Origin of the sequence: Aliihoeflea sp. 2WW, from assembly GCF_000497755.1 — a bacterium.
Taxonomy (GTDB): domain Bacteria; phylum Pseudomonadota; class Alphaproteobacteria; order Rhizobiales; family Rhizobiaceae; genus Aliihoeflea.
The window spans coordinates 1-11,053 of the sequence record NZ_AYOD01000029.1 but is presented as its reverse complement, the minus strand read 5'-3'; the positions used below and the strand labels follow the sequence as shown (position 1 = coordinate 11,053).

Annotated in this window: 12 protein-coding genes; all 12 read left to right on the top strand. The window is 65.5% G+C overall.

Annotation, left to right across the window (positions count from 1 at the left end):
- The first annotated feature begins 163 nt into the window (after window positions 1-163).
- The 12 genes from ALII_RS0113410 (at window position 164) to ALII_RS0113355 (ending at window position 10,993) form a co-directional block, all read left to right on the top strand.
- Window positions 164-1,237, top strand: coding sequence for an ABC transporter ATP-binding protein (locus tag ALII_RS0113410; RefSeq protein WP_024587821.1), 1,074 nt, complete (start codon window positions 164-166; stop codon window positions 1,235-1,237).
- Window positions 1,237-2,166, top strand: coding sequence for an ABC transporter permease (locus ALII_RS0113405; protein ID WP_024587820.1), 930 nt, complete (start codon window positions 1,237-1,239; stop codon window positions 2,164-2,166). The genes ALII_RS0113410 and ALII_RS0113405 overlap by 1 nt, the downstream gene beginning before the upstream one ends.
- Before the next feature lie 4 nt (window positions 2,167-2,170).
- A complete protein-coding gene (locus tag ALII_RS0113400; RefSeq protein WP_024587819.1) occupies window positions 2,171-3,016 on the top strand; it encodes an ABC transporter permease in 846 nt (281 codons plus the stop codon).
- Window positions 3,013-3,750: a glucose 1-dehydrogenase gene (locus ALII_RS0113395; RefSeq protein WP_024587818.1), complete on the top strand. Its 738-nt coding sequence runs from the start codon at window positions 3,013-3,015 to the stop codon at window positions 3,748-3,750. The genes ALII_RS0113400 and ALII_RS0113395 overlap by 4 nt, the downstream gene beginning before the upstream one ends.
- Before the next feature lie 19 nt (window positions 3,751-3,769).
- Entirely contained in the window at window positions 3,770-4,540 is a 771-nt protein-coding gene (locus ALII_RS0113390; protein ID WP_024587817.1) for an SDR family NAD(P)-dependent oxidoreductase, read from the top strand.
- A 32-nt stretch (window positions 4,541-4,572) separates the two neighbouring features.
- The gene (locus tag ALII_RS0113385; RefSeq protein WP_024587816.1) at window positions 4,573-5,799 is read left to right on the top strand and encodes an extracellular solute-binding protein; all 1,227 of its coding nucleotides are present in this window, start codon (window positions 4,573-4,575) and stop codon (window positions 5,797-5,799) included.
- Window positions 5,800-5,871: 72 nt separating this feature from the next.
- Window positions 5,872-6,963, top strand: a complete 1,092-nt coding sequence (locus ALII_RS0113380; protein WP_024587815.1) for an ABC transporter ATP-binding protein — start codon at window positions 5,872-5,874, stop codon at window positions 6,961-6,963.
- A 36-nt stretch (window positions 6,964-6,999) separates the two neighbouring features.
- Window positions 7,000-7,881, top strand: coding sequence for a polysaccharide deacetylase (locus ALII_RS0113375; RefSeq protein ID WP_024587814.1), 882 nt, complete (start codon window positions 7,000-7,002; stop codon window positions 7,879-7,881).
- Window positions 7,882-7,903: 22 nt separating this feature from the next.
- Window positions 7,904-8,230, top strand: coding sequence for a hypothetical protein (locus ALII_RS0113370; protein WP_024587813.1), 327 nt, complete (start codon window positions 7,904-7,906; stop codon window positions 8,228-8,230).
- Entirely contained in the window at window positions 8,227-9,270 is a 1,044-nt protein-coding gene (locus ALII_RS0113365; protein ID WP_024587812.1) for a GTP-binding protein, read from the top strand. The genes ALII_RS0113370 and ALII_RS0113365 overlap by 4 nt, the downstream gene beginning before the upstream one ends.
- Before the next feature lie 8 nt (window positions 9,271-9,278).
- Window positions 9,279-10,526: an extracellular solute-binding protein gene (locus tag ALII_RS0113360; protein WP_024587811.1), complete on the top strand. Its 1,248-nt coding sequence runs from the start codon at window positions 9,279-9,281 to the stop codon at window positions 10,524-10,526.
- A 20-nt stretch (window positions 10,527-10,546) separates the two neighbouring features.
- A complete protein-coding gene (locus tag ALII_RS0113355; RefSeq protein ID WP_024587810.1) occupies window positions 10,547-10,993 on the top strand; it encodes a GNAT family N-acetyltransferase in 447 nt (148 codons plus the stop codon).
- The last annotated feature ends 60 nt before the right edge of the window (window positions 10,994-11,053 follow it).

Sequence of the window (11,053 nt, the reverse complement as noted above, 5' to 3'; positions counted from 1 at the left end):
CCGAACGCCTGCGTATCAGCGCATGGTGGGGCTTCACGCGCTTGTGTGCCGGCATTTCCCGAACGTCAAAAAAACACGATATCGGCTCTTGCGAGAGCCAATGTAAATGTGTTTGTATACATAATCAATTTAGAAAGCGTGGGAACGCTCGGGGAGTTTGCCGATGCTGGCACTGAATTCGGTATCGCGGCGATATGGCGAGACGGTCGCGCTCGACCGGCTGAGCGTCGCCGTGCCGGCCGACAGCTATGTCTCCGTCCTCGGCGCGAGCGGCAGCGGCAAGACAACGCTCCTGCGCATCATCGCCGGCTTCGAGGAGCCGGATGCCGGCACCGTCACGCTCGATGACAAGCGCCTCGACGGCGTGCCCCCGCATCGCCGCGACATCGGCTTCGTGTTCCAGAATTTCGCGCTCTTCCCGCATCTGAGCGTCGGCGACAACATCGCCTATGGCCTGCGCTACCGCGAACATGCGCCGATCACCGACGCCGGCGAAGTCGCGCACCGGGTCAACGACATCATCCGCCTCGTCGGCCTCGAGGGTCTTGCCTCGCGCAAGGTCTCGGCCATTTCCGGCGGCCAGCGCCAGCGCGTCGCGCTTGCCCGCACGCTCGTCACCGAGCCGCGCATCGTGCTTCTCGACGAGCCGCTCGGCGCGCTCGACGCGAACCTGCGCGAGCGCATGTGCGACGAGCTGCGCCACATCCGCCAGCGCCTGAAGGTGACGTTCCTGCATGTCACCGGCAGCGAGACGGAGGCGCTCTTGATGGGCGACATCGTCGCCGTCCTATCGCGCGGCACGATCGCCCAGTTCGCGCCCGCTTCGACGCTCTTCTCCGCGCCGCGCAGCGCCGATGTCGCGCGCCATCTCAACGCCTACAACATCCTCTCCGGCACGATGGAGGGCGGCCGTTTCCGCTCGCCCGCCGCCGCATTCCCGCTGCCCGCGCCGTCCTCGGCGCGCGACGGCACGCCGGTCGAGGTCGCGCTGCGCTTCGACCGCATCAGCGTGCGCCCGGCGGATACGGCCGGCGACGCCGTGCTGCGCGCACGCTTCATCACCAGCGAATTCACTGGCTCGAGCGTCCTCTCCTTCTTCCGCACCGAGGACGGCCAGCTCGTCCAGGTCGTCTCGCACCTCTCCGGCCCGGTGCCCGAAACCTACGCCAAGGACGAGGTCTACAGCCTCGCCTTCGATCCGGCCGAGATCGTTCCGTTCTTCGAAAGGGCCGCCTGATGGAAATCGCCGACAACAGGCCTGCCGCCTCCGGCTTTGCCGAAAGCCAGGGCAGTTCCTCGCCGGCGCAAAAGCGCGAGCGCGAGGAGCGCCGGCGCGCGCTCTTCCTCGTCACGCCGGGCATTGCCTGGATGACGCTCTTCATGGTGCTGCCGCTCGTGATGGTCGTCTACGTCTCGTTCTGGACGCAGACCACCTTCACCGTCGAGCCGACGCTCACCATCGAGAGCTGGCAGCGCTTCCTGTCGAGCTCGACCTATCTGTCGGCCACATGGACCACGGTTCGCATCTGGGCGATCGTGCTCGTCTCGACGCTCCTGATCGGCTATCCGGTCGCGCTCTTCATCGGCCTTTTCGTGCGCAACCAGACGCTTCAGACGGCGCTTCTCGTCATCTGCGTCATCCCGTTCTGGACCTCGTTCCTGATCCGCGTCATCGCCTGGCGGCCGATGCTGGGCACCGAGGGCGCGATCAACATGATCCTGATCAATCTCGGCATCATCGACACGCCGCTGACGACGCTGCTCTTTTCCGAGTTCGCCGTTCTCGTCGGCATGACGCAGATCTACTGCGTCTTCATGGTCGGGCCGATCACCTTCATGCTGTCGCGCATCGACCCATCGATCATCGAGGCCGCGCGTGATCTCGGCGCGGGCTTCGGCAGGATCTTCTTCAAGATCATCCTGCCGCTTTCCTTGCCTGGCGTCGTCGTCGGCGCAATCTTCGTCTCGGTCATGGTGCTCGGCGAATTCGCCACCGCCGCCTCGCTGTCGGGCCGCAAGGTCAACCTTCTCGGCAACATCATCGTCAGCCAGGTCGGCTCGCTCAAATGGGCCTTCGCCTCGGTTGCCGGCGTCATCTTGACCATCATCATCGCCATCGTCATCACGGTCATGCTGCGCGTGGTCAATCTCAGGAAGGAGATGTAGGCCGATGGAATCGCGCGTCCTGAAACCCGTCCTCGCCGTCTACTGCGCCGCCTTCATCCTGTTCCTCTACGGCCCGATGATCGTGCTCGCGATCCTGTCGTTCCAGGGTGCCGGTGGCGGGCCGCAGTTCCCGATCATCGAATGGTCGACCTACTGGTACCAGCACCTTCTCGGCCTCACCCCGCCCGGCCGCATCACGCAGCTTCCCATCGGCGACGCCCTGTTGCGTTCGCTCACGCTCGCCTTCATGACCACGATCGTCTCGACGGTGCTCGGCGTCATGACGGCGCAGGGGTTTCGCACGCGCTTCAAGGGCTCGGGAATCGTCTTCTACCTCGTCATTCTCGGCATGATCGTGCCGGGCGTGCTCGTCGGTCTCGGCATGGCGCTGTTCTCCAACATGGCCGGCGTGGCGCGCGCCTGGTGGGGCACGGCCTTCGTACTGCACGTCGTCTACACCTTCCCTTTCGCCTTCCTCGTCATGCTGGCGATCTTGAACCGCTTCGACCGCAGCGTGGAGGAAGCGTCGCTGTCGCTCGGCGTCTCGCCGGCGCAGACCTTCCGGCGAGTGACCTTCCCGATGATCTTCCCCGGCGTGCTCTCGGCGATGCTGTTCTCGTTCACGCTTTCCTATGACGAGTTCTCGCGCACGCTCTTCACCTCGGGTCGCGAGCTGACGCTGCCGCTGACGATCTACGGCACGTTCTCGGTCGAGATCTATCCGAACATCTTCGCCTTCGGCGTCCTGACGACGCTGTTCTCCTTCACGCTCCTTGCCATCTACGCGCTCCTGATGCTGCGCGCCGTGCGCAAGGGCCAGGCCTTCAAGGGTCAGGAGGCGGAGGCATGAGCGGCAAGACCGCACTCGTCACCGGCGCCGGATCGGGCATCGGCGCGGGCATCGCAACGCGGCTCGCCGCCGAGGGCTATCGGGTCGCCGTCAATGACCTGAAACCCGAGGCCTGCGCGAAGACCGTCGATGCGATCGCAAAGGCCGGGGGCACGGCCGAGGCATTTCCCGCCGACATCTCCGATCCGGCAGCCGTGACCGGGCTGGTCGCCGACGTCACGTCGCGTCTCGGTCCGGTCGCGCTTCTCGTCAACAATGCCGGCCACGGCCATCAGGCCGCATTCCTTGACATCTCGCTCGCCGAGTTCGAGCGCATGTTCGCCGTCCATGTGCGCGGCACGTTCCTGATGTGCCAGGCGGTGCTGCCGTCGATGCTCGAAGCGGGCGAGGGCGTCATCGTCAACGTCGCCTCGCAGCTCGGCCAGGTCGGCGGCGTCGAGCTCGTCCACTATGCCGGCGCCAAGGGCGCGATCATCGCGATGACCAAGTCGCTCGCCCGCGAGGTCGCGAAGAAAGGCGTGCGCGTCAACGCGATCGCGCCCGGCCCGATCAACACGCCGCTGGTCGAGGCACTTTCCGACGACTGGAAGAAAGCCAAGGCGGCCGAATTGCCGCTCGGCCGCTTCGGCGAGACGCATGAGGTGGCCGGAGCCGTCGCCTTCCTCGCCTCGCCCGACGGCGCGCTGTTCGTCGGCCAGACGCTCGGGCCGAATTCCGGCGACGTGATGCTTTGAGAGCCAGGAAAGAATCCGCATGACCAAGCCAGCCACCCCGCGCACCATCCTCGTCACCGGAGGCGGCATCGGCATCGGCCGCGCCGCCGCGCTCGCCTTCGCGCGCACGGGCGATCATGTCGTGGTGACGGACGTTCTCGAGAAGGAAGGTCAGGCGGTCGCCGACGAGATCAAGGCATCCGGCGGCTCAGCCGAATACACCCGGCTGGACGTACGCTCGACCGACGAAGCCGAAGCGCTCGTCGCCCGCATCGATGCGGAGCGCGGCGGGGTCGACGTCATCGTCGCCAATGCCGGCATCGCGCACCGCGTCCCGCTCGCCGACCTCACCGACGCCAAGTGGGATGAGACCTTCGACATCGATTTGAAGGGCATGATCCGCGTCATCCGTCCCGCTTTGCCGTCGATGCGCGCGAATAAATCCGGCGCCATCGTCTGCCTCTCCTCGATCATGGGCGTCGCCTATGGCTGGGACGAACACGTCCACTATTCCGCCGCCAAGGCTGGCGTCGTCGGTCTCGTGCGCGGCCTTGCCGTCGAGCTTGCGGGGGAGGGCATCCGCGTCAACGGCGTCGCGCCCGGCTACATCCGCACCGCGCAGCTTTTGTCGGAGAAGCACTCGCTCGGGCCGGAGGGCGCCGAGAAAGCGGCTGCCTTCATCCCGATGGGCCGGCTCGGCGAGCCGGACGACATCGCCGACGTCATTCATTTTCTCGCTTCCTCCGCGGCACGCTACCTGACGGGTCAGGTGATCGCGGTTGATGGAGGCCTCCTGGTGGGGCGCTACTGAAAATGGGCAATGAAAACAAAGGGAACAGTCAGATGAGAAAGCATCCAATGTTGAACAGACGCACGATGCTGAAGGGAGGCGCGGGGGCCATGGCGCTGGCCATGGGCGGGTTCGCGCCGTTCATCCGCCAGCAGGCCTACGCGCAGTCGCTCGCCGACCAGCAGCTTCGCACGATCGGGCTTTCGGTCACCGTGCAGGACCGCATCCTCGATTCCTTCAAGCAGGAGAGCGGCGTCGGCACCGCGACCGGCACCGCCTCGACCTTCCCCGACGCGCAGACGCGCATCCTGTCGGGCGCGGGCGACTATGATTGCTGGGAGGTGATCGCCGAGCGCCTGCCGGCCGTCATCGCCACCAACAATGTCGAGCCGATCCCGGTCGCCCAAATCCCCAACTGGAACTCGATCCGCGATACCTTCACCACCGAGAACGACAAGTGGGAGCGCAAGGCGCAGATCGTCGGCCAGATCTGGGCCGACGAGGGCCAGACCGAGCTCTACATGGTTCCCGCCGTCTATAATTTCGATTCCATCGGCTACAATCCCGATGTCGTCAGCGACGAGGAAGCCAATAGCTGGACCGCCCTCTTCGACGACAAGTGGAAGGGCAAGTCGGGCCTCAACGTCGATCCGCTGATCGCCTTCGGCCAGGCCATCATCGCGCTCAACACGCTCGGCGAACTGGAAGCCAAGAACCCCGGCAACCCGACCGTCGAGGAGATCGACGAGGCGACCGCCTTCCTCATCTCCAAGAAGAAGGGCGGCCAGTTCCGCGCGCTGTGGGGCGATTTCGGCGAGCTGGTCAACCTGATGGCGTCCGGCGAGATGGTCGTCTCCGACGCCTGGCAGCCGGCCGTGATGGCGGTCAAGGCGCAGGGGCGCCCGGCGAAATACGCGACGCCGAAGGAAGGCACCCGCGGCTGGACCATCGGTCCCTCGCTGATCGCCGGCTCGCCCAACCGCGAAGCCGTCATCGCCTATGCCAATTACTGGCTCTCCGGCCCGCCGGCCATCGCCGTGACGGAACAGGGCTATTACTCGCCGTCGACCAACATCAAGGAAGCGATGGACCCGGACAAATACGCCTTCTGGTACGAGGGCAAGCCTTGGGTCGGCGCTGCGGATCGCGGCATCAACGAGGGCGATCTGCGCGACGGCGGTTCGCTCGAGGAGCGTTCGGCCAACGTCGCCTACTGGCACCAGTGGCCGGACGAATACGACTATCTGATCCAGCGCTGGGACGAGTTCCTCAACGCCTGATTTCGCTTTCCCGCGCGCCGGATCGCCCGGCGCGCGGGGCCTCCTCATCCAAAGTCGCATCGGAAATCGGGCATGTACGATCTCGAACTCAATGGCGTCGGCAAGACCTATTCGGACGGCACCGTCGCGGTCGCCGATTTCGATCTTCGCGTCGGCAAGGGCGAGTTCGTCGCCTTTCTGGGGCCATCCGGCTGCGGCAAGTCGACGACGTTGCGCATGATCGCCGGCTTCGAGGAGATCACCAATGGCGACATCCTGATCAAGGGCAAGAACGTCTCGTCGATCCCGCCGGAACGCCGCCCGACCTCGATGATCTTCCAGAACTACGCGCTCTTCCCGCATATGAGCGTGCGCCAGAACATCGGTTTCGGCCTCGACGTCAAACACCTGTCCAGGACCGAGAAGGACGGCAAGGTCGACCGCATCATGGACATGTTCGGCCTGACGCCGTTCGCCGACCGCAAGGCCGACAAGCTCTCCGGCGGCCAGCGCCAGCGCATCGCGCTCGCGCGCGGCCTCGTCGTCGAACCCGACATCCTGCTTCTGGACGAGCCGCTCGGCGCGCTCGACGCCAATCTGCGCCGCGTCATCCAGAACGAGCTGAAGCTCCTGCAACGCGAACTCGGCATCACCTTCGTCTTCGTCACCCATGCCCAGTCCGAGGCGCTCGGCCTGTCCGACCGCATCGTCGTGATGAATCGCGGCCGGGTCGAGCAGATCGGCACGCCGCACGAGGTCTATGCCAATCCGAAGACCGAATTCGTCGCCCGCTTCATCGGCTCCAACGCCATCATCGAGGGCCAGAACCTTTCCATTGCCGACGGCATCGGCGCGGTCGATACCGCCTTCGGGCGCATGCGCGGCCGGCCTGCCGAGACCGTTCGTACGGGCGAGGGCGTGCTGGTCGCGATCCCGGCCGAGGCGATGCGGATTTCACGGCGCGGCGCCGCCGACGCCCTGCCTGCCGAAAACCGTCTCAACGGTACGATCGCGATGCGCCACGCGGTCGGCAGCGTCCAGCATTTTCAGATCGACCTCGATGGGCGCCAGCGCGTCGACGTCGAGACCAGCACCGACAATCGCGACCTGATGCAGCTTGCCGTGGGCGACGCAGTCACGGTCGACTGTCCATCCGAAAACGTCACCCTGGTCGCCAGGGGATGAACGCAAAACGCTCAATCAATCCAAGGGAGATCGGCAATGGCTAAGGAAATTCTGGTCGGCTTCGGCATCGACGTCGATGCCGTGGCGGGGTGGCTAGGCTCATACGGCGGCGAGGATTCGCCCGACGACATCTCGCGCGGGATGTTCGCCGGCGAGGTCGGTTCGCCCCGCCTTTTGAAGATGTTCGAACGCTGGGGCATCAAGACGACCTGGTTCATCCCCGGTCACTCGGCCGAGACCTTCTGGGACGAGATGAAGGCCGTCGCCGATGCCGGTCACGAGATCGGCATCCATGGCTACAGCCACGAGAACCCGATCGCGATGACGCCGGAGCAGGAGGAGCAGGTTCTCGATAAATGTATCGAGCTGATCACCAAGCTCTCGGGACAGCGGCCGACCGGCTATGTCGCGCCGTGGTGGGAGTTCTCCAACGTCACCAACGAGCTGCTTTTGAAGAAGGGTATCAAGTACGACCACTCGCTGATGCACAACGACTTCACGCCTTACTATGTGCGCGTCGGCGACAAGTGGACCAAGATCGACTACTCCGCCAAGCCCTCCGACTGGATGCAGCCGCTGACGCGCGGCGAGGAAACCGACCTGATCGAGATCCCGGCGAACTGGTATCTCGATGATCTCCCGCCGATGATGTTCATCAAGAAGGCGCCCAACAGCCACGGCTTCGTCAATCCGCGGCATATCGAGGAGATGTGGCGCGACCAGTTCGACTGGGTCTATCGCGAGATGGACTACGCCGTCTTCCCGATCACCATCCATCCGGATGTGTCCGGTCGCCCGCAGGTGCTGCTGATGCTCGAACGCCTCTACGAATACATCAAGGGCCACGAGGGCGTGCGCTTCGTCACCATGAACGAGATGGCCGACGATTTCGCCAAGCGCCATCCACGCAAGAAATAGGCGCCAACGGGAGGAGCCGGTCATGTGCTCGCTGTGCGGCATATTGGGATGCGACGACCACTGGACGAGCGCCGTCGCTCGTCCAGGCGTCTACACGCGCAACACCGACCGGCTCTCGCGGCGGCGCGAGGCGGCTGACCGGATGAAGTTCGCCAACGCCGTCCTTTCGCCGCGCCGCATCAGCGTCTCCGAATGGCAGGGCACGTCCTACGTCCTGTCGAACCCGACCGGCCGCACGCAGATCTTCGACAGCCTCGCCCATCTATGGCCCGAGGCCGAGGCGATGGCCGGCCGCGAATTCGATCCGCTCGATCCAGTCTATCTGGAGCAGTTGAAGGCGTTGTCATGAAGGATGCCACGCCGATCAACCTTCTCACCGGCTTTCTCGGCTCGGGCAAGACGACGCTCCTCCAGCGCCTCCTCACCGACCCGGCCATGGCCAGCGCCGCCGTCCTCATCAACGAGTTCGGCGAAGTCGGGCTCGACCATCACCTCCTCGACCGCATCGACGACAATGTCGTCCTGATGAAGTCGGGCTGCATCTGCTGCACCGTGCGCGGCGAGATCGCCGACGCACTGCTCGGCCTTCATTCGCAGCGCGCGCGCGGTGAAATCCCTTGGTTCGACCGCGTCGTCATCGAGACGACCGGCCTCGCCGATCCATTCCCCGCGCTCTCCACGATCCAGTCGCACCCCGTCCTGCGCAGCCATTTCTCCATCGCCAATGTCGTGACCACGGTCGACGCCGTGAACGGCCAGAAGCAGCTTGCCGACCGTCTCGAAGCCGTTCGCCAGATCGGCGCGGCCGATGTCGTCGTCATCACCAAGACCGACCTCGCCGACGAGGCCCGTACCGCCGACCTGCGCGCCGCGCTCGCGCGCCTCAACCCCACCGCGCGCCAGGTCATCGCCACTGACGCCGCCTCGGGCGACTTCATAGCATCGAGCACCGCTCTGCGCACCGAGGGCTGGGAAGACCATGTGGCGCACGACCACGACCATCATCACCATCACCACCACGACACAGCCGACGCGAAAATCCGCTCCTTCGCCATCACCGTCGATGGCCCCGTCGACTGGACCGCATTCGGCGTCTGGCTCACCATGCTACTGAACCGCCACGGCGACCGCATCTTCCGCGTCAAGGGCATTCTCAACGTCGCCGGCGAGGACCGGCCCGTCGCGGTCCACGGCGTCCAGCGCCTCGTCCATGCGCCGGTCCACATGAGCGGCTGGCCGGATGCGAGCCGGCAGTCGCGCATCGTCTTCATCGTCGACGATCTCGACCCGGCGCGGATCGAAGCCTCGTTCCATGTGTTCAACAGGCTGTCGGAAAAAGTGCTGTCGCATCGCGCAAGCGGTTGCCTCGAAGGTGCAACCCCGCGATAGGAGACCGGATGACCCTTGAGGACCATGAAGCCATCGCGGCGCCGGCCGTCCACATCGCCACGCCGCAGACCTTGCGCGTGCTGTGCACCGAGATCACGCCGTTCCGCCAGTTGCAGGCCCGCGCCCAGCGCGATCTCGGTTTCGAGCTCGCCTTCGAGCAGCACGACTTCGTCACCGCGCAGCGCCTCGCCGCCACCGAGCCCGATCGCTACGACATCTACGACCAGTGTTTCCACAATCTCGATATCGTCTGGCACTGGCGAGCCATCAAGCCGATCGAGATCGACCGCATCGATCTGTGGCCGCGCGTCAACGATCTGACCAAGAAGGGCTGCATCAACGCCGCAGCCCCCCTCGGCTTCGGCGATGCGCCCGTCACGCGGCTCTACGTGCAGCAGGACAACACGCTGTCCTCCGTGCCGACGCCCTATCTCTCGATGCTGCCGACGGTCCACAATTTCGATTCCTTCGGCATCAACGAAACCGCGACCGGCATCGACACCGACCGTGACGTCCATTCCTGGGCCGAGCTCCTGAACCCGCGCTGGCGCGGCCACGTCTCCATCGTCGACGAGCCGGCGATCGGCATCTTCGACCTCGCGCTCGCCTTCCGCGCCGCGCGCAAGATGGCGTTCAAGGAACTCGGCAACATGACCGTCGACGAGATCGACCAGTTGCTCGATTTCGCGCTTGCCCTGAAACGCAAAGGCCATTTCCACACCTTCTGGCGCACCGCGCCCGAGGCGACCGCCTTGATGGAAAGCGGCCACGTCTGGGCCGGGTCGATGTGGAGCCCGAGCGCCGTGGCGCTGAAGAGCCGGCACCTGCGCATCCGGCAGGCCGTCCCCGTCGAGGGCTACCGCGCCTGGCACGGCGGGCTGTGCCTCGCCCGGCACCTCACCGGCCACCGGCTCGACCAGGCCTATGCCTATCTCAACTGGTCGCTGTCCGGCTGGCCCGGCGCCGTCGTCGCGCGCCAGGGCTATTACATGTCGGTCACCGAGCCGGTGCGCGACCATCTCGAGCCGGAAGAATGGGACTACTGGTACGAGGGCAAGCCTGCGCGCCGCGTCCTCGCCGACCCCGAAGGCAAGCCCGCGATCCAGCTCGGCGCAGTCCGCTCAGGCGGTTCCTACTGGAGCCGCGCCTCGCATATCGCGCTCTGGAACACGACCATGGACGAGCACAACTACCTCGTGCGACGCTGGGCTGAACTCGTGCGCGAGCCGGCCGGCGGCCTGAGGCGCGCGTCCTGATCTTGAAGAAGGAATCCGCCTTGGCAGTCACCATCATCCGGCCCGAACCGCAGCACCGCGACGACTGGGACCGCCTCTACGCCGCCTACGCGCAATTCTACAAGGTCGAGCAGACCGCCGAGATGCGCGACCGCGTCTGGGGCTGGCTGCAATCGCCCGACGAGGAGGAGCAGGGCTTCCTCGCCGCCGACGAGACCGGCCGCATCGTCGGCCTCGCCCATTTCCGCCAGTTCACCCGCCCACTCTCGGCCACGCGCGGCGGCTTCCTCGACGATCTCTTCGTCGATCCGGAAGTACGCGGCTCCGGCGCCGCGCAAACGTTGATCGCCGCAATCTCCGATGAAGGCCGCAGTCGCGGCTGGACCGTCATCCGCTGGATCACCAAAGACGACAACTACCGCGCCCGCGCCGCTTACGACCGGCTGGCGAAGCGGACGGAGTGGCTGACCTACGACATCGCGCTGTAGAGGTTTTTGCGAAGGCGACCCCCACCCTTTATCCCTCCCCACAAGGGGGAGGGAGGGCAT

What these genes read in the sequence shown, in the direction of transcription:
- ALII_RS0113410 (WP_024587821.1), top strand. Translation starts at nt 164, where the DNA reads ATGCTGGCACTGAATTCGGTATCGCGGCGATATGGCGAGACGGTCGCG.
- ALII_RS0113405 (WP_024587820.1), top strand. Translation starts at nt 1,237, where the DNA reads ATGGAAATCGCCGACAACAGGCCTGCCGCCTCCGGCTTTGCCGAAAGC.
- ALII_RS0113400 (WP_024587819.1), top strand. Translation starts at nt 2,171, where the DNA reads ATGGAATCGCGCGTCCTGAAACCCGTCCTCGCCGTCTACTGCGCCGCC.
- ALII_RS0113395 (WP_024587818.1), top strand. Translation starts at nt 3,013, where the DNA reads ATGAGCGGCAAGACCGCACTCGTCACCGGCGCCGGATCGGGCATCGGC.
- ALII_RS0113390 (WP_024587817.1), top strand. Translation starts at nt 3,770, where the DNA reads ATGACCAAGCCAGCCACCCCGCGCACCATCCTCGTCACCGGAGGCGGC.
- ALII_RS0113385 (WP_024587816.1), top strand. Translation starts at nt 4,573, where the DNA reads ATGAGAAAGCATCCAATGTTGAACAGACGCACGATGCTGAAGGGAGGC.
- ALII_RS0113380 (WP_024587815.1), top strand. Translation starts at nt 5,872, where the DNA reads ATGTACGATCTCGAACTCAATGGCGTCGGCAAGACCTATTCGGACGGC.
- ALII_RS0113375 (WP_024587814.1), top strand. Translation starts at nt 7,000, where the DNA reads ATGGCTAAGGAAATTCTGGTCGGCTTCGGCATCGACGTCGATGCCGTG.
- ALII_RS0113370 (WP_024587813.1), top strand. Translation starts at nt 7,904, where the DNA reads ATGTGCTCGCTGTGCGGCATATTGGGATGCGACGACCACTGGACGAGC.
- ALII_RS0113365 (WP_024587812.1), top strand. Translation starts at nt 8,227, where the DNA reads ATGAAGGATGCCACGCCGATCAACCTTCTCACCGGCTTTCTCGGCTCG.
- ALII_RS0113360 (WP_024587811.1), top strand. Translation starts at nt 9,279, where the DNA reads ATGACCCTTGAGGACCATGAAGCCATCGCGGCGCCGGCCGTCCACATC.